The 19,410-nt window shown below is 40.2% G+C and carries 16 protein-coding genes and 1 pseudogene; 16 read left to right on the top strand and 1 reads right to left on the bottom strand.

From position 1 onward, the window contains the following. Positions 1 to 142 precede the first annotated feature (142 nt). Both ABC765_RS08875 and ABC765_RS08870 read left to right on the top strand, forming a co-directional pair. The gene (locus ABC765_RS08875) at positions 143 to 1,834 is read left to right on the top strand and encodes a hypothetical protein (protein WP_347980278.1); all 1,692 of its coding nucleotides are present in this window, start codon (positions 143 to 145) and stop codon (positions 1,832 to 1,834) included. 260 nt (positions 1,835 to 2,094) lie between these two features. Next, entirely contained in the window at positions 2,095 to 2,724 is a 630-nt protein-coding gene (locus ABC765_RS08870) for a hypothetical protein (RefSeq protein ID WP_347980277.1), read from the top strand. A 138-nt stretch (positions 2,725 to 2,862) separates the two neighbouring features. On the opposite strand, the pseudogene ABC765_RS08865 reads toward ABC765_RS08870, so the two are convergent. After that, positions 2,863 to 3,072 (bottom strand): annotated as a pseudogene (locus tag ABC765_RS08865) (ATP-binding protein); the annotation flags it as partial. A gap of 287 nt (positions 3,073 to 3,359) precedes the next feature. Between ABC765_RS08865 and ABC765_RS08860 the strand changes: the two are divergent. From ABC765_RS08860 to nrdG, 14 genes are all read left to right on the top strand, one after another. Beyond that, on the top strand, positions 3,360 to 5,039 hold the full coding sequence (locus ABC765_RS08860; protein WP_347980276.1) for a C39 family peptidase: 1,680 nt from the start codon (positions 3,360 to 3,362) through the stop codon (positions 5,037 to 5,039). Between the two features lie 226 nt (positions 5,040 to 5,265). Next, positions 5,266 to 5,439: a hypothetical protein gene (locus ABC765_RS08855; protein ID WP_347963373.1), complete on the top strand. Its 174-nt coding sequence runs from the start codon at positions 5,266 to 5,268 to the stop codon at positions 5,437 to 5,439. After that, on the top strand, positions 5,429 to 5,653 hold the full coding sequence (gene tnpB, locus ABC765_RS08850) for an IS66 family insertion sequence element accessory protein TnpB (protein WP_347980275.1): 225 nt from the start codon (positions 5,429 to 5,431) through the stop codon (positions 5,651 to 5,653). The genes ABC765_RS08855 and tnpB (ABC765_RS08850) overlap by 11 nt, the downstream gene beginning before the upstream one ends. Positions 5,654 to 5,731: 78 nt before the next feature. Next, positions 5,732 to 5,905, top strand: a complete 174-nt coding sequence (locus ABC765_RS08845) for a hypothetical protein (RefSeq protein ID WP_347963208.1) — start codon at positions 5,732 to 5,734, stop codon at positions 5,903 to 5,905. Further along, positions 5,895 to 6,251, top strand: coding sequence for an IS66 family insertion sequence element accessory protein TnpB (gene tnpB / locus ABC765_RS08840; RefSeq protein WP_347963209.1), 357 nt, complete (start codon positions 5,895 to 5,897; stop codon positions 6,249 to 6,251). The genes ABC765_RS08845 and tnpB (ABC765_RS08840) overlap by 11 nt, the downstream gene beginning before the upstream one ends. Positions 6,252 to 6,323: 72 nt before the next feature. After that, on the top strand, positions 6,324 to 7,865 hold the full coding sequence (locus ABC765_RS08835) for an IS66 family transposase (protein WP_347963210.1): 1,542 nt from the start codon (positions 6,324 to 6,326) through the stop codon (positions 7,863 to 7,865). A 219-nt stretch (positions 7,866 to 8,084) separates the two neighbouring features. Next, positions 8,085 to 9,320, top strand: coding sequence for an LCP family protein (locus ABC765_RS08830; RefSeq protein ID WP_347980274.1), 1,236 nt, complete (start codon positions 8,085 to 8,087; stop codon positions 9,318 to 9,320). A 411-nt stretch (positions 9,321 to 9,731) separates the two neighbouring features. After that, a complete protein-coding gene (locus tag ABC765_RS08825) occupies positions 9,732 to 10,394 on the top strand; it encodes a hypothetical protein (protein WP_347980273.1) in 663 nt (220 codons plus the stop codon). A 104-nt stretch (positions 10,395 to 10,498) separates the two neighbouring features. Next, positions 10,499 to 11,446, top strand: coding sequence for a dTDP-glucose 4,6-dehydratase (rfbB, locus tag ABC765_RS08820; RefSeq protein ID WP_347980272.1), 948 nt, complete (start codon positions 10,499 to 10,501; stop codon positions 11,444 to 11,446). Positions 11,447 to 12,609: 1,163 nt separating this feature from the next. Further along, entirely contained in the window at positions 12,610 to 13,698 is a 1,089-nt protein-coding gene (locus ABC765_RS08815; protein WP_347953664.1) for a P-loop NTPase fold protein, read from the top strand. 171 nt (positions 13,699 to 13,869) lie between these two features. Continuing rightward, a complete protein-coding gene (locus ABC765_RS08810) occupies positions 13,870 to 15,186 on the top strand; it encodes an ATP-binding protein (protein ID WP_347980271.1) in 1,317 nt (438 codons plus the stop codon). Continuing rightward, positions 15,149 to 15,748, top strand: a complete 600-nt coding sequence (locus ABC765_RS08805) for an RloB family protein (RefSeq protein WP_347963936.1) — start codon at positions 15,149 to 15,151, stop codon at positions 15,746 to 15,748. Before ABC765_RS08810 ends, ABC765_RS08805 begins: the two co-directional genes overlap by 38 nt. 497 nt (positions 15,749 to 16,245) lie before the next feature. Continuing rightward, positions 16,246 to 18,477, top strand: coding sequence for an anaerobic ribonucleoside-triphosphate reductase (gene nrdD / locus ABC765_RS08800; RefSeq protein ID WP_347980270.1), 2,232 nt, complete (start codon positions 16,246 to 16,248; stop codon positions 18,475 to 18,477). 340 nt (positions 18,478 to 18,817) lie between these two features. Beyond that, on the top strand, positions 18,818 to 19,405 hold the full coding sequence (gene nrdG, locus ABC765_RS08795; protein WP_347980269.1) for an anaerobic ribonucleoside-triphosphate reductase activating protein: 588 nt from the start codon (positions 18,818 to 18,820) through the stop codon (positions 19,403 to 19,405). Positions 19,406 to 19,410: the final 5 nt, after the last annotated feature.

Below are 19,410 nucleotides of genomic sequence, written 5' to 3'. Positions count from 1 at the left end.
AAAGTAAGCCAGTTCAAAATTGAGAATTAGTCCTAGTTTTCTAAATATAAAGAAATATTAATTAACTAAATTTCTATGATTGAATTTAATTGATGAGTGGAATAAAAAATGCCATTTTTGAACTAGTTGGGGGATATGATTGATGGGCAGTAGTTTAAAAAGAAAAATCATAACGGGGATTGTGTTTTTTTTATTTATAATGCTTTGGTTATTCTGGTTATGGAAACAGTTGATGATTGGAACATTTGTTACTGGAGATAGTTTTTTTCATGCTAGTCGTATTTATGAGATAAGGTATGCTTTTTTGCATCATGAATTGCCAAATTTCCTTAACTTTCAATCCTTTTTTGGGATGGGGCAGGCAGTTAATGGAATGTATCCGGACATTTCATTGTGGCCATTAGTTTTAATAACACTACCTTTATCATTTATAAAGCAGATTTATGCTATAAGATTAATGATAATATTCTTAACTTTACTAGTTACCTACGTTAGTTTGGTTGGTAGACGGGTTTCAAAAATCAATTCGTTATTGGCATCAATTATTTATGTAACATCAGGATATTCACTATATCAATCCGTAGTAGAATTGCAGCCAGGAACTGCAATAATATATTGTTTCTCTTTTCCTATTTTTTTCTGTGCTGAAGAGATAATTGAATCTAAAAGTGTAGATAGATTACTAATTTTAAAAACGGCACTTTTATTAGCGATAATTTTATATTCACATCTTTTAAGTGTTATATCATTGATAATTATTATTTCTTTAGTACTATTATATAATTTTTTTATTAATGGTAATGATATTAAATATTCTATAATTAATTCGATGTTAGCGAGTGCGGTTTCTTTTCTTTTTGCACTTCCTATATTATTTCGATATTTTATTATTTCAAAGTCAGATATTTCGGCGCCTTTTTCACAGGGAAATATAACTTCAGAGTCGTTAATTGAACTTTTTCAAATGCCATATGGTTGGGCGGCTCGGACTACTTTACCAGCTATTTCATTATTTTTAATCTTTTTGACAATCTTTTTAAGATCAAATAATAAAAAGATTTTGAATTATTTGTCTATAGAATCGTTATTAATGTTATTATGTACAAATTTATTTCCATGGGCTATCTTTAACAAGGTGCCAATAGTTAATAATTTACAGTTTACTCCTTGGCGTTTTGGAATTTGGTTAGGAATAATTCCCTTAATCGCTTTTTTGAAGAATTTTAATAATCAAAAGATATTATGGAAGTTATTAATAGTTTTTGCATCCCTATCAGTCTTTGCATGTTTGCAGTTTATAACTGATTTTTACTCTAATAATCAGCAAGTTTTAACTTTGCAGCTTTATAAAAATAAACAAGGAAAGAATCAAGTTGCTGGTGATGATTTAGATAAGGTAATACTTACTCGGGACTATACACCCAAGAGATCAAATATTAAAGGAAACGATAATAGGGTTACGCATTTGACCAGTTCCTTAGCTTTTAGCCCCCATGTATTTACGAAAGAAGCTCAAGCTAAAATAACAAAAGAAAGTTTTAATAATGGCATAAAAATGACTATAGATGATCCGATAGAAGGAAAAATATCACTCCCTATGTATTGCTATAGATCAATAAATTATAGAGTTAAAATTAATGGTGAAGGCATACCCTATACTACAGATAAAAAAGGATATTTACAATTAACATCAGATTTGAATCTGAAAAAAAATGATGTTATAACAATTACGGTAAAGAATCCGAAGATATATATGTATTTAGTATTTCTATCTCTTGGACTTTACGTAATAGGTTTGATTTACTTTTTTATTTCGAAGGTAAGGATATTGTAGCAGTCCGCATTTAAACGTAAACACCCTATAAAGGTACGGAATGAAAAATGTTTTTGTCAAATAGTGTTGATGAAGATCAACTCTTTGCTTCAAAAATGAAGATAGGATCTTTCACTGTAAACGCTTCATTATTCTAATTGTTTTTTACTGGTTAATCATACGGGGATGGTTTTTCCTTTTTTCAATACTTCTTTTAAATCAACACTTAAGACGGCTATAAATTTGTAAATGTTTGTTCATGGAATAGAGGAACTGAGTTTATGAAAAAAGAATATTTTGAATTATTATTAGATCAGTTGGAATTACAATGTTCTTTTGCAGAGTATTCATTTAAAAAATTCTATGGGATGTATATAAAATTTGATTTGGAATCTTCAAAAGTAATATATCAAACTAATGATGAAATATGGTTTTACTTGAGAGGATTTACAATTTCTTTAGCCGATATTGCCAAGCTGCTTGTATTATCTACAAAACAGTCTGATATCAGACGAGTAAAAAGGGAGGTATTACTTCAAAAAATTGATATTCTTCCTGAACTGTCAGTAATTACTGATAAAAAATTAAGAAATGCTTTGGAACATATTGATGAAAGAATTGATGAGTATGAGGAGTCAGGAGTGAAACTTGTACTTAATCGTAATATTGCACCGAACTTTCTCAGAGAGATGAAAGGAAGTGTAAAAATAAACGATCAAATTAATAATTTTAATAAAACTAATTATACTGAAAATCTTTTTTATGAGAAGAATATGCTATATTATGCAGCCTTTGGAGTAGATATACCATTAAATCAAGCATATGAAGAGTTATTAAAATTGAAGGAAGATATTAAAAAAATTAAAAGACAGTTTTGTGAAGGAAAATATGATTCTGAATTCAATGGATAAAATATGTGAATTGCTAGTTAGTAATATTTAGCTGTCGATGGCAGTCTTAAAATGTATGAAAAAGGCTATCTCAAATTTGTCAAGGGCAATTAAAAATTGTACAGAAATGGCAATTTGAAAATGTACAATTATGGCAGTTTAAAATGACAATTTATGGTTAGTCGCCGATTTCAATCTATATGACTTGCCTGCAATTTTAATGATATGTGACTTATAGACCAGGCGATCCAAAATGGTTTCTGCCGCGGCCGGATTATGTAGAATTTCTCCCCATCCAGATAGTGGTACGTTAGTTGTAATAATTGTTGAATGATGCTCATACTGATTGTTAACGAGTTGAAACGTAAGCACACCATAACGGTACCGGTTGAAAAATGCACAAAAAATGGGTCTTTGTCAAATCGTATTGGTGAAGATCAATTCCCTGCTTCAAAAATGGGATTTAATCATATACAGTTGGTTATAGTGTGCTTACAGAATATTTAGGTAAACACATGATTGATAAAATGAGATAGAAAACTTTTAAGTGGACTATCTCATTTTTTATTTATATTAAGATAAATTTAAGTTATAATGACTATAGTTGTATTTTATCAGCTAATATCTGTGTATTTTTTCTGAGGGGGAATAATTTGATGAAGTATAATAGACGTTATCTTTTCATGGCAACGGCTGCTCTCACCGCTTTTATCCTAACTGGTACTACATCGATCAAGGCACATGCTGACGATAATCAGGCAGTAATCGTAGCACAGCAACAAACGGCATCAACTGGTAGTCAAAAAGATACTAGTGTTGATACTATCGTTACAAATGATTCACAATCGAGTTCTGACTTATCAAGTGCTACTAATTCTGATTGGAACTCTAGTTCAGCAGATAGTAGCAGTTCAATTGTGAATGAGAATAATAGTCAATCTGCTGTAGAAAATACGAATGTAAATACTACTACTGCAGCTGCCTCTGCTCCTAAAAATCAGTTTGTTACTAGTGCCAATGGTAAGATTTCATACTATGACAACAATGGTCAAAAAGTAGCGGGGAGTGGCAATACTGCCGATACACTTGCATATCGGACCATTAATGGTAATACATATGCCTTTGATAATGATGGTAATGCCTATACTGGCTTTTTGTCAGGGTGGGGTAATATGTATTACTTTGACAATAATGGTGCTCGTTATACAGATCGATTCTATAATAATTGGGGCAATACATACTATTTTGGCCAAGATGGAGTCCGTTATACCAACCGTTGGTACTACAATTGGGGTAATTACTATTACTTTGGTGATGGTGGTGTTAGACTTACTGATGCCTTCTTGCCTAATAAGCAATTACCACTAAATGATGGTAAGGGTGGCTTGAAAGATACGGATCAAGTTCATGTTTACTATTTTAATCCCGAGACTGGAGTAATGGCTCGTGACCAATTCTATAATAATTGGGGTCATACTTACTACTTTGGTGTAGATGGTGTGCGTTATACAGATCAGTTCTACAATAACTGGGGTAACACGTACTATTTTGATAACGATGGTGCACTTTACACTGATAAATTCTACAATAATTGGGGCAATACGTATTACTTTGACAAAAATGGTGTTCGCTACACCAACCAGTGGTATTCTAACTGGGGTCACAAATATTTCTTTGGTGATGGTGGTGTTCGTGCCACTAATGTATACTTTAATGCTTTAGGAGCTGGTGGTGACTATGACACTCACTGGGCTGATCAAAGTGGTATCGTAAGTGATGTTCACTACTTTAGCCAATATACGCCAGTATTTGCACCTTGGGGCTGTGCAGGGGCTTCATTGGCGATGCTTTTGAGCATTAAGAATGTTTACCCTGATTTAAAGGATTTAATTTATAACGAACCTAATGTTACTGGCAGTCGTAATCAAGGCTGGGAAGGCGGTCAATCAGGTAGCGTCGTTTCTGGTATTGGGTTTGACCACGTTGTTCAACCAAATGCTTTAAGTCGTTATGGACAGATGTTCTATAGTGGTGTTCGCGATATTTCCAACACTAGCTTGTCAAATATCGCTAATATTGTTAAGAGTGGACATCCAGTAATTTACTATGGCTGGTCTGCTTATGATGCAGGTGGAGCCCGCAACCACTGCAAGGTTATCTTAGGCTACAATGCTCAAAACAATACTTTCCATGTTTATGATCCGCTGTATGGCTACAAGAATCGTTGGACTGCAAACTCAACTGGACACAACGCTTACGATCTTGGTAATGATGCTTGGGTCAATGCAAGTCATATTCAAGGTGAAATGAATGGCCAAGCTATTTCGATTTACTAAATAAAAATTAATTTTAATAGATTAAATTTGGGTCTTTGTCAAATTGTATTGGTGAAGATCAATTCCCTGCTTCAAAAATGAAGTGGGGAATTTTTAGTTATCGAATCTAAACTTTTGGGAGTGTAAAATTGTTTGTGTAAATGTAAGCACACTATAACCAACCGCATATGATTAAATTCCAAGTTCTCCTATACTTGAAGACATATTCAAGGAGGAGGACTTTTTTATGAAGCAAGATTTTGTCGAAGTTGATATACCGCGAGCAAAGAAGCCAGTTGCTAAGCACTCACGCTTGGCAGCTATCGTTTCACTGCACCAAGTAAAAATTAATGTCTACCAAGAAGCAGATCCCGCTCTGGTTAGTGAGATCATTAAAGCAGTAGCCGCTTATGCTGGTTAACTGGAGTGCTCCTCAGCACGTCTACATAGTTTGCGGTAAAACAGATCTGCGGAAAGGGATTGATGGTTTGGCCATGGTGATCGCAGAGAATTATGGCTTGGAATTAGATAATGATTCGCTATTCCTATTTTGTGGCAATCGTAATGACCGCTTCAAAGGCTTGTACTGGGACGGTGAAGGATTCATCTTACTTTATAAACGCTTTGAAAAGTAAGCACACCATAACAACACGTATTCCAACCGCCACACGGACCTTCTATACTTGAGGAAACTCATATAGGAGGTCTTTTTGATGGCTCAAAATGAAATCGTTGAAGTCAGCGCCACTTCAAACGACCGCAAGACTAACCGGCGCGTGCTGGTAGCCTCACTTTCGATTCAGAAGGTGCGGCTCAACATCTATCAAGACGCGGATCCCGTAATGATCGAAAACCTGATTAAACTCCTCGTTGATCATGCTAGTTAATTGGACCCAGCCGAAGCATGTTTTTATCGTCTGCGGCAAAACCGACTTGCGCAAAGGCATTGATGGCTTAGCTGCAGTGGTCGCTGAAAACTATGATCTGGATCTGTTTGATGATTCCCTATTTCTCTTCTGCGGTACGCGGAATGATCGGTTTAAGGGACTCTATTGGGACGGTGAAGGATTCATCTTGCTTTATAAACGTTTTGAAAATGGTGGTCTGCGCTGGCCACGGCATCGCAATGATGCCGTCCAGTTAAGCCGACGCCAAATCAAGCAGCTTTTGGAAGGCATCTCTCCGTTGCCTGTTAAGCGAGTTAAACCCGCGCCAAATGGGCATTTATATTGATTTTAGTCTGTTAATTTCCTAACGTTTCTGATATGCTTAATAGCATTCAGAAGCGTTAGGAGGTGACGAACTATGGCTCAAGCACAACAGCCCAAGAATCTTGAAGAAGCCTTGCAGGTCATTCAGCAATTGTCTGAAGTGATTCAGCAACAAAACGAGCTGATCAATCAGTTGAAGGTAGCCCTTCAGCTTCAACAGCATCGCCAATTCGCAAAAAAAAATGAGTCTTTAAACCCAGATCAGCTCTCTTTATTTGAAGAGAAGCAGGTTGAAGCAACTGATAGCGAAGAACCTTCAGATGCGGCGGTAGAAAAGCGAGAATCCAGTCGTCACCCTAAGCCAAAGAAAAGCAACAGCCGGAAAGAAAATCTGGATAGTCTGCCACAGGAGAACTGTGAATACGACCTGGATGATAAAACTTGTCCTGACTGTCATCAAGAAATGAAGCAGATTGGCCGCCGATTGGCAAGTCGCGAAGCGGTATACGTTCCAGCACATACCGTTTGTAGGAACGTTTATGCGAAGACATACAAGTGTCAGCATTGTCATCCCAACGGTGGCGATAAGCTGGTTACGGCCAAGACGCCGAGTCCGCTGTTTAATCACAGCTATATCTCAAGCAGCATCCTGGCAACGATTGCGGCTAACAAATTTGATTTGGCTGTGCCGTTTAATCGTCAGGAACGCATGTGGCAAGCAGCTAATCTTGAATTGGATTCCAAGCAAATGGCAAATGCGGTGATTAAAGGTGCCAGGCGGTTTTTAAAACCATTGAGCGACGTTCTTGTCAGCCAATTGCGACAAGAGAAAGTTGTTCATATGGATGAGACTCCTTTTCAAGTGCTCGACAGCGGGAAAAGCAAGTCCTTTTTCTGGGCTTTGCGAACACCGAAGGAGTTCGCAAAACATCAGATAGCCTACTTTCACTATGCGCCGACTCGTTCAGGAAAAGTCATCAGTGACGTACTGACTCCTGACTATACGGGAGCGGTTATGTGTGACGGCTATCGTGGCTACGGCCAAGAGCAGCTGCCCAAAGCAACGTTTGGCAGCTGTCTCATACATATTCGCCGACCATTTATTGAATTGGTCAAAGGCCTCACGTTAAAGAATAATGCCCAGGCAACGCAAGCCGTAAAGCTGCTTAGCCGAGTGTTTCATAAGGAAAATAACTTGAGGTATAAAACGCCGGCTGAGAAAAAAGCGCAGCGACGAAAACTGGTCAAGCCACTGTTGGATGCCTTCTATCGCTTTATTGAAGGGATTGCTTATCCGATGCATAAGCTGAAAGACGCAGTCAAAAACGCCTTGAAACTTAAGGATCGTGTATATCAGATCTTTGAGATTGGCGAGCTGCCGTTAAGCAATAACTCGGTTGAGCAGAGCATCCGACCGTCGACCATCATTCGCAAAAACAGCCTGTTTGCGAAGTCCACGGCCGGTGCGGAAGCCAATGCGATCTTCTATACGATCGTTCAAACGGCCAAACTAAATAATCTGGACGTCTTCAAATATCTGAAATTGATCTTTGAAGCCTACACGCGCTCTCAGAACCTGGATCTGAAGGCTTATTTGCCATGGAATCCAACCGTTCAGCAGATTTGCGGCAAATAAAATCACTAGGATAATAAAATGGGGCATCTCGCCAAGCTGCGAGATGCCTCATTTTTTCGTATATTTTTCAACCCGTACCATTATGGTGTGCTTACAATACTAGTATTCTTTACGGATACTTTAAATCTTTTAACAAAATTTGACGATAGCGCTTTACATCTGCTAAAGTTAGAGGGTTAGTTATGATAAAAAATTGGTTTATTGGAGTATAGCAAGACAATGAATGGCGACTATCAAACACGTGCCGAATATCGACACGATCATAATCAAAATAATCAGTCACAAAACAGTCCTAAAAAGCCGCGTAATAAGCTGCGCTGGGTCTATCGCTTTATTGGTTTGATCATCGTATTGCTCTGCATCGGTGGTGCTTATGAATATCATAAGATTCACAGTACTGCTCAAGGTGTCTTTTCTGACGGTTCAGGCAAGATCAGCAAAAAGCTGAAAGAAGGCAAGCCGGTATCAGTTCTGGCAATGGGGACTGACGTTGGTGCCATGAATCGTGGGAATAAGGGTGGTAATACGGATACGCTTGAACTGATTACTATTAATCCCAAGAAAGAAACGGTTACTATGACCAGTATCCCACGCGATATCTTGATCAAGGTGGATACTGACGAAGGTGCGGACTATGTTAAGCTGAATGCTGCTTACCAGATTGGTGGCGCTAAGCAGACTGTCAAGCAGGTTAAAGAGCTCTTGGGCGTGCCAATTGATTACTATGCTGTTGTCAACATGGGTGTTTTAAAGAAAGTCGTTAACGCGGTTGGCGGGGTCGATGTCAATAACCCATTTGCCTTTGATTATGAAGGTCAGCATTTTGCCAAGGGTAAGCTGCATTTGAATGGTCATGACGCCTTGCAGTATTCTCGGATGCGCTATGATGATCCTAAAGGTGACTATGGCCGTCAAAACCGGCAGCAGCAGGTTATGAAGAGTGTTATGAAGAAATTCAAGAAGTCTGGTTCCATTTCGGCTGCCAACAAGATTATGGACGCTGTCAAGGATGGAGTTAAGACCAATATTCCAATTGACAACGTGGCAACTTTATACACCAACTATCATGTTGCACTGAAGAACATTAAGACTGAACATTTCCAAGGCTTGGATGCAACAATTGAGGGCGTTTCTTTCCAGATTGCCTCGCCAAAGGAAATCAACCGGGTTTCGAAGCTGATTCGGAATCAATTAGGTTTGAAGGCTAAGAAAGTCGTTAACAATGAAACCAAGATGTACAATCTGCAGACGACATATGATGGCTACACCAACACCAATTTTGTCTTGCCAAACGGCGCTTCTTACAACACGCCTGGCAGTGGTACCAGCAATACGATCAGCTCATCCTCTAAAAAGTCGAGCTCTTCGCTAAGCGGCAGTTCAAATTATGGAACGACGTATAGTGCTGATACGACTTATGGTTCGTACTCTACTAGCTATAGTGCTGGATACTAAGTAAAAGCATTACTGTGACATCGTCAGAGTAATGCTTTTTTATTATCGATATTCTATAAATAGATAGTTCGGAAGGTGAAGTATTATATTCTGAGAACTTGATTAGTCCTTTATTTATAGAGATGCTTTTTAAGATTTTAATATATTTATTTTTGTGGGTAATAATATTGAAAGAATAACAATAGGGAGTATAGTATGTTACATTCTCGTTACTTGTGATACTCCTCTTCAGTAAGCGCTAACCCTGCTGATATATAGCAGATAAATAAGAAGGTGTCGAATTAAATATCTTTTATTTCGTAATGTTTTTGAAATATTTGTTACATTATTGTTTGAAATGAAGTATAATAAGAATGTAAAGAAATAAGGAAATTCATTCAGGAAATTCTAATTTGATCGGGGGTAAGGATCATGATGAAGCTGCAACACAAAATTTTAACAAGTTCAATTATTTTAATGGCTGCATTGGGACTGACGGGTTGCGCCACCAGTTCCAACACCTCAACAATTACTGGTCAAGAAGCAAGTAGTGCAAAGGTAACTAAGAGTGCCAAGAGCACTAAGAGCGTAAAGAAGGCAGCAAGTTCTTCAAGTCAAGCTCAAAGTAGTTCGGTTGCTTCAGGCAGTTCAGCACAGAATGAAAACTCGACTGTATCTACTCCAGCAACTTCCAGTAGTGAGACGGCTGTTTCTAAAGCAGCTCAAACTAGTACGGCTCCGGTAACTACCACTACGACGGTAACCCAACCAACAAATGTTAATACTGACAAGGTAGCTGAATCCAGCAGTGTTGTAAATAACAATGAAAATGCCAACATTGAATCACAAGTAGTAGCACAACACGTTGATACTGAAGAAGCTGGCATCATTAATGGATTAGTACAAGCTGCCGGTCTGCAACAAGAAAATGGTGATCAATACACTGTTACGAAAGGCGAAGATGGCTACTACCAAGTAGATGTACGCAATTCAAATGGTGACCCAGACGTTGCTCACTTGAAGGGAATCTACCAATACAACCCAACCACTAATCAATACAAGACAATGGATCCAACAACCGGTGAATTCAACTAGTTAACGAGTAGGCTTTCATCCTAAACGATGAGAGCTTTTTCTATTTATAATGAAGTATTATATTTAATATAGGGAAATTAAATGTACTTTTGGAGATGATGTTTTTGCGGCTATTGGTAACTGGTGGGGCCGGCTTTATTGGCAGTCACTTTATTGATTATGAACTTGCACACGATCAAAGCATTGAGATCGTAAACCTGGATGCTTTGACCTATGCCGGCAACGTTGCCAACAATGCGCAGGCAGCTGGCAATGCTCGCTATCATTTCGTTCATGGCAGCATCAACAATCGGGAGCTGGTTGACTGGCTGCTGCAGGAATTTGCCATTGATCATATCGTTAATTTTGCGGCCGAGTCACACGTTGACAATTCACTGAAAAATCCGGAGCTCTTTACCAAAACCAACGTCTTAGGCACGCAGGTTTTATTGGATGCTGCCTATCAGGCCAATATTCAAAAATTCATTCAGATTTCAACTGATGAGGTCTATGGTACGATGGCGCCTGGGCAAGCGGCTAAGGAAACCGATCCGCTGCATCCCAGTTCGCCATACGCTGCCAGCAAAGCAGGAGCAGATATGCTGGCACTGGCGATGGTGCACACGTTTGGCATGCCAATCTGCATTACGCGCAGCACGAACAACTTTGGCCCACGTCAGCATCATGAAAAACTATTGCCCATGCTGATTCAAAATGCGCTGCGCAATCGACCGCTTAACATTTATGGCCAAGGTACCGACCGGCGTGACTGGCTGTACGTCAAAGACAACTGCGCGGCCATTGATCTGGTTTTGCGTCATGGTCAGTTGGGTCAGATCTTTAATATCGGTGCGCATCAAGAAAAGAGCAACAATGAGGTCACGAAAATGGTGCAGGCAGAATTAGGCTTTTCCGATCAGTTGATCCGTCACGTTGCTGAACGGCCTGGCCATGATCTGCGCTATTCGCTTGATACCAGCCTGATTGAAACCCAGCTGCATTGGAAGAGTCAGACAGATTTTGCGTTTGGCTTACAGGAGACGATTGCCTGGTATCGCAAGCATCAGCGTTAAGTATCAGCGCGGAAATACCCATGTTAATTGACTGACGGCGGCCTTAAATCAGTTTTGCGGTCGTTATTATGATGGTTGCTGGCTGAGTTTGCTAGCATCAGCGTGGAAATCCTTGTATTAATCGATTGGCCAAAGTACAGCCCAGTTCCAGCGCGGAAATACCCATGCTAATTGACTGGCAGCGTTCTTAAATCAGTTTTGCGGTCGTTATTATAATGGCTACTGGCTGAGTTTGCTAGCATCAGCGCGGAAATCTTCGTGTTAATCAGTTGGCCAAAGTACAGCCCAGTTCCAGCGCGGAAATACCCATGCTAATTGACTGACGGCTGCCTTGAATCCGTTTTGCGGTCGTTATTATGATGGTTACTGGCTGAGTTTGTGAAAAAATCAGGCGCATCTGGACGGCACTCTTTGAAATTACCTACTTTGCGATGCTTTTTTGAAAAAAGTAGGTAAGTGCAGGGAAAGTGCATATGCGATTTCGAGAAATTTACCTACTATTGGGCGCATTTTGCCGAATAGTAGGTAAAATTGCATATTTAATGGTTGATCGGGCCAGACCATTTTTGTGATTTACCTACTATTGGGGAATTTTTGATCAATAGTAGGTAATGTTAGGATACCCTAACTCGATATACAATATTTTTTACCTACTATACATCGCTTTTTTGCGAAAAGTAGGTAATGATGTTTTCGTCATATGATTTATACAGGATTTTTTGCATAATGACGATTTTGATGAGCTTGTCGTTAGCATTACTGACTGATGATTCCCTGCTTTCAATAAGTTAATCGTTGGTCATCAATACTATTGGCGGTTCGGGAATCTGGCTGCTGCAAATAAAGTCAGGCTATTGCTGAAAATACGATTGCTCCAAGACAATGATTTAAAGTACAAAAGCGCCGGATCACCTTCACAATCGTTCGACGTTTTTAAATGTAATGATTTCTCATCGGGAATTATTGCAGTGCATTTTAGCGAATTAGATGACCGCCTGGCTTTTATGCTGGACGGTTTTTCGATTATTAGGAAGCTGCTGTTGAACAATATTCTTATGATGAAGTTCTAAAAGAATCTAAAAAATTCTAAAAGAAAAAACAACTTCTAAAAACTTCTAAAAAGATCTAAAATAAAAATAGCAAGTTAAAAGTGAGGTGATATCATGCAGAATCCGTTCAATCCAACTTTTGGTGATGTGCCTAAGATTTATCTTGATACTGGTAATCAAGCGGAATCATTGGCTGCGTTGATTAAAAACAGTGAATTTGCTCGTTCGTTCTTCATAACCGGTGTGCGTGGATCAGGTAAAACGACTTTTATGACACAGGTAGAAACATTGCTTAGTCAAGATTTGCAATGCCTGCCAATCAGCCTGATTAATGATGAGCATCTTTTATCGAGTTTTGTCCATCAACTAGAACGGGCCGTCGAGAGTAAGACTGCTGCTCTGGCCAAAAAACTATCAGGGTTTACTGCTGGACCGATTTCATTGTCCTTTAACAGTGAAGAAGCTGGCAGCGATGTTATTACGCGGGTCGTTGAATTGATGCAGATAGTAAAGAAGAAGCATCAATATGTTTTGGTTACGATTGATGAGGTTGACAACAGTAAGGCAATTCGCAGCTTTGCACAGGTGTTTAACGACTTGAAACGTCATCAGATGCCAATTTTTACACTAATGACTGGGTTACCAGATCTGATTTTAAATATTCAAACGGAAAATAAAATGACTTTCTTATTGCGCTCTGAAAAGATAACCATGGAGCCTCTAGGAAACGGCAATACTGCGCTTGGCTATTCCAAAGTGCTTGGATGCGACTGGGTAACTGCCCAGCAAATGGCTAACATGGTGCGTGGCTATTCATATGCCTTTCAGCTGCTTGGTTATTTGGCCTTTGAGTATCAAGAAAAGTTGGCGCGTCCAATTCAGCAGGCAGATTTAAAGTCAATTGAGCAGCAGTATATTGTTCAGTTGTTTGATAATGCCTATCAAAAAATTTTCGTTGATCTTTCACCACAAGATAAGAAATATTTAATTGCTGTAGCTGATCATCGTCGGTTTAAAGATGTCGTTTCAATGATGAATCAAAATGCTTCCTATGTATCGCAATATCGCCGTCGTGCCATTGAGCGTCATCTGGTGGTTCCGGCATCATATGGACAGGTTAACTACACGCTGCCATATTTCGCGGAATATCTAAAAGCGGTTCAAGATCCAAATTCCGTTTATTATGACTATCTCGAGTTTTAGAGGATTGGTTTCGTTTGCCGGCGTTGAAAAATTAAAACAGCTCGATTGCAATGGTCGGGCTGTTATTTATATCGGTAGCAGGATAAAGCGAAAATTTGAGGCACGAAAACGGAATATTTGTTATAATTAATCACGAAAATATGTGATAAACAAATAAGAAGGTGACTAGATATGTTGATTGATTTTAAAATGAAAAATTTCGCTTCATTTAAAGAGGAGATGATTCTCTCTGCTGAAACTGGTGCATATCTGAAAAGTTACCGAGAAACGAATACGTTTGAATTTAAAAACCTCAAATTGTTAAAAAACCTGCTGATTTTTGGTCCAAATGGTGCGGGGAAAACATGGGTCATCAATGGTCTTTTAACGATGAAGAAAATCGTTTTAAACGGGGGTGGCGAAAACAGTGCAAGCAGATTGGCATTTACGCCATTTGCTTTGGACGAGGACTCAAGAAATGAAGATACCAGTTTTACGATTGATTTATTGATTGACTCAGTTCAATATCAATATCGCTTTGACTATAATGCACGTGCGGTAACTTATGAATCATTAGACATTATTAAGCGAAACAAGACTATCAATTATTTCAAGCGACAAGATCAGAATTTATTGAACGTACCTGATCAATTAAAAGCATATATTAAAAATATGCGTATCAATGGCCTGTTTCTCTATATTGCGCAACAATTCAACGATATTCATGCAATGCGTATCTTTAAATGGTTTTATAATGATTTATACGCAATTAATAATTCAGGCATCGTACCAGCAAAGTTGGTCGAATTAATGAAGAATCAAATCTTGAAAGATGAAATGGTGGCCTTTTTACGAAACGCTGATTTTAATATTATTGACATTAGGGTTCGCGATATACCTACGCCAAATCTACAAGATATTCCTGAACAGCTGCAGCCACTCTTTAAAGATGCGCAGAAAACTGTGCCGCAACTATTTACTGTTCATAAAAAATATAATGGTGCCGGACAGGTCGTTGGAGATGAGGAATTTTCATTAAGCCAAGAATCGCTTGGGACAATCCGTATCTTTAAGATAGTGCTGTACATTATCTATTCGCAGGTTAATGGCAGTCACAAAACAATTTTGATTGATGAATTTGATGATTCGCTTCATAACGAATTGTCACAGTCGCTGGTCAGAATTTTTAATTCAAAGCAAAACCTAAATCAGTTTATCTTAACAACGCATAATATTCAGCTGATGGACTTAAAGGTGAGAATTGACCAGATTTACTTAGCTGAGAAAGATTTTCATGGTATCAGCACGTTAAACTCAATTTTTGATTTTAATGATCCACGCACTAAGGGACGCCTGGATATTCATTTTGCCAAGCGTTACATTGAGGGACGATATGGGGCCGTTCCGATCGTTGATACCGAAGAATTATTGAAGACTTTGGCAAGAGTTGATGGCATAGTGGGGGAACAATATGTCAAGAACGAGGAAAAAGATAAAACCACATTTTAGTATTGGCATTTTTTGCGAGGGCGCATCGGAAAAACAGTATTTTGACATGCTTAACAAAAAATATCGTCGCGGCAATGTCGTGACAACATATCACACAAAAATAAAAGTCAAAGATGCTGGGGCTTCTGGAAGAAAGTTGATTGAGACCGCCAATCAACACCAAAAACAAGAAAAATTTGATCAGGTATATGTTGTTTTTGACCGCGATGATCACTCAAGAGCAGAACTGCAACATTGCGAAAAACTTGCCGAGCGCTATAACATTAAAGTGATTTTTTCTTCAATTTCATTTGAGATTTGGATTTTGATGCATTTTGAAAGTGTAATGAAATCATATACAAGAAAAGGACTTTATCAAAAACTTTCGGGGAAAAAGTACTTTGGCCAAGATTATCGTCGTTTCAAAGGCTCTGATTATTCAAAATATCTTGAAGACAAAGTTCAGACCGCCAAATTAAATGCTGAACGGCTTTATCAAAAGAATAACAAGATCTATGACGATGATCCGTTTACCAATGTTGATAAAGCAATTAAAGAGATTTATGATATTGATCAATTTTAAAACAGCTCGATCGCAATGGTCGGGCTGTTATTTATATAATAGAAAAAATTAAAAAGCATGGCGACAGCTGGCTCGCTAAAAATTTTTTAAAGCTTGATCCAATCAGAACTATCACGTTTTACTCAGCGTTAAATTCTTGTCAAGCCTTGATATATCAATGATTAGCAACTATGATAGTCTTTGGCTGTTTTTGGAAGTGATGGTATTTTTATCATATATCCAGAAAAATTTAGGACGATTTTATGAGCATATCAAACGATAAATTAGCTTTGGATTATACATTGAATTCAGTTCGATATGCGATTCATGCCAAATCAAGAATTGAGTTTTAGCGTGCTTTTGATCGCCTTAACGTACGATTATGAAATCTATTTTATAACCTCGATCTGCAATAACAAATTACTGACTACAACATATAGTGATGTAAAAGTCAAGGCTTAACTAGATGTTGTGTTTTGCGCTAATATAGATGGTGTTCAAAAAAGGAGAGGATCACAATGAAGCTGCAGACGGAAAAAAACACCGGGCTAAATAGTCTGGCAGATTTAAAGGTAGTTAAAAGGGATGGGACTGAAACGCCCTTTTATGCCTATAAGCTGAACTTGATCTTTAAGTCACTTGACGCGGATTGGGCAACGCAACAATCCGTCTGCCAAGCTTTGTCACAGGCCTTTAAGGATCAGGCAAGCGCCACGACGATTGAGATTGCCGAAGCTTTTGTTGATGGACTGCGCCAGGCTGGTCATGACGATCTGGCAACGCGCTACATTGAATACCGCAAGCAGGATGAAGAAGCCTTTGCCGAGGCCACTAATCCGATGAACAAGCTCCATCAGCTGTTTGGCCGTGATTCCCATATCGTGCACGAAAATGCCAACAAGGACTCACGGGTCTTTAACACGCAGCGTGACCTGGAAGCCGGTGTGGTTAGTCGAGCACTGGGACTCAAAATGCTGCCAGGTATCGTTGCCAAGGCACATCTGCGTGGCGACATTCACTGGCACGATTTGGACTACTCTCCAGTTATGCCAGAAACCAACTGTTGTCTGATCGACTTTGACGAAATGTTCAAAAATGGTTTTAAGATTGGGAACGCGTGGGTTTCTTCACCACGCTCCATTCAAACGGCCACGGCTCAGATGTCGCAGATTATTGCCAACGTAGCTTCACTGCAGTATGGTGGCTGCTCGGCCAACCGCATTGACCAGCTGTTGGAGCCATATGCCAAGCTTAACTATGAAAAGCACATGAAGGATGCCAAGGAATGGGTTGCGCCAGACAAGCAGGAAGCCTATGCCAAGGCCAAGACTAAAAAAGACATTTATGACGCGATGCAGGCTCTGGAATATGAGATCAACACGCTCTACTCCAGTCAGGGGCAGACACCGTTTACGACGATCAACTTTGGTTTGGGAACTTCCTGGATCTGCCGCGAGATTCAAAAAGCAATTTTACAGATTCGCATCAAGGGGCTGGGCAAGGAACATCGGACGGCGATCTTCCCGAAGCTGATCTTTACTTTAAAGCGCGGTCTGAATCTTAAGCCAGGCGATCCCAACTATGATATCAAACAGTTGGCGCTGGAATGCTCTACTAAACGGATGTACCCTGACCTATTGATGTATGACAAGATCAAGGAGATTACGGGCTCATTCAAGACGCCAATGGGTTGCCGGTCGTTTTTGCAGGGCTGGAAAGATGAAAACGGCAAGGAGGTCAACTCTGGCCGGATGAACCTGGGCGTGGTTACGGTCAACCTGCCTCGGATCGCTTTGGAGGCTCATGGCGACAAGCAGCTGTTCTGGCAGATCTTTGATGAAAAGATGAACATTGCCAAGATCGCGCTGGACTACCGGATCAAGCGGACCAAGGAAGCCAAGCCGGAAAACGCGCCGCTGCTTTACATGTATGGTGCGTTTGGCAAGCGGCTGAAGAAAGACGACAGCGTTGATGAGGTCTTCAAGAACAGCCGCGCGACCGTATCATTGGGCTACATTGGTCTGTATGAGGTCTGCTCAACGTTCTACGGTCCAAAGTGGGAACACAACCAGGAAGCTCACGACTTTGCGGTTTCAATCGTCAAACAGATGCATGACCTTTGTGCGCAATGGGAAAAAGAAGAAGGCTACCACTTCAGCGTCTACTCCACGCCAGCCGAATCTTTAACGGACACGTTCTGCCGGGATGACGAAAAGAAGTTTGGCCTGGTTGAAGACGTCACTGACAAGGAATATTACACCAACAGCTTCCACTATGACGTCCGCAAGCATCCGACGCCATTTGAAAAGCTGACGTTTGAAGAAGACTTTCCTCAGTACGCAGCGGGTGGTTTCATTCACTACTGCGAATATCCAAACCTGCGTCAGAATCCGAAAGCGTTGGAAGCCGTTTGGGACTGGGCATACGATCATGTCGGCTATCTGGGAACCAACACCTCAATCGATCAATGTTTCAAGTGCGGCTTTAAAGGCGAGTTCAAGGCCACAGCGCGCGGCTTTAAGTGTCCACAATGCGGCAACACTGATCCCGCAACCTGTGACGTGGTTAAACGGACTTGCGGCTACCTTGGCAATCCTCAGGCACGGCCAATGGTTCATGGTCGTCACGAAGAAATCATTCACCGGGCTAAGCACATGGATCCTGGCATGATCAAGACGGCCGCTGAATTCCAACGGAGCCGGCAGCTGGATGATAAGGCGCACGCTAACATCACCGGCGATCAGATCTAGCAGGCTGCCAGCGTCTGGTTCAGCATCCTAAGCAGCCGGCAAAATGCTCAGCTCGGCTTTAGCCAAGGTGCTGCGTCTGCATTTTAAAAATCAAAGTGCTGAATCCGTGTCTTGGAAAATTCGGCGCCCGCAATTTAAAGACCACGCAGCCCGCAATTTAAAAAACACGCAGCGACTGGTTCAATGATCAGCATGGCTGGAAAATATTACTGACTTAAAACGACGCCACCTTAAGCTTCGGCGTTTCAATCAAAATTAAACAACTCGTGAATACCGCTAAGGGTCCGCATTCGGCTAGACCGAACGTCGGGCCTTTATTGCTTTAGAAAGGAAGATATGCATGACAAAAGAACGTCCAATCAGACTCCCCAAGAATCCTAAACCCAAGGAATGGCTGGCCGAGGATCATTCCTTACAATACATTGCCGACTACAAGCCATTTAACTTTGTCGATGGTGAAGGGGTGCGCTGCAGTCTTTACGTCAGCGGCTGCCTGTTCAACTGTCCTGGCTGCTACAACAAGGCCGCGCAAAACTTTCACTATGGTCAGCCCTATTCACAGGAACTGGAAGATCAGATCATTGAAGACTTGGATCATGACTATGTTCAAGGACTGACGCTGTTGGGCGGGGAACCATTCTTGAACACCCAGGTCTGCTTAAAGATCATCAAGCGCGTGCGCAAGGAGTTTGGCCATACCAAAGATATCTGGTCATGGTCGGGCTACACTTGGGAAGAGCTGCAGCAGGAATCATATGACAAACTGGAAATGCTGAGCCTGATCGATATTTTGGTTGACGGTCGCTTTTTAGAAGGGCAAAAGGATTTGACGCTGCAGTTTCGGGGCAGTGCCAACCAGCGCATCATTGACGTGCAGAAATCATTAAAAGCCAACCAAGTCGTTATCTGGGATAAGCTGGTTCACTAGAAAAG

Origin of the sequence: Limosilactobacillus sp. WILCCON 0051 (assembly GCF_039955095.1) — a bacterium.
Lineage (GTDB): Bacteria > Bacillota > Bacilli > Lactobacillales > Lactobacillaceae > Limosilactobacillus > Limosilactobacillus allomucosae.
The sequence above is the reverse complement of the archived record's forward strand: the minus strand, read 5'-3'. Positions and strand labels throughout refer to the sequence as shown.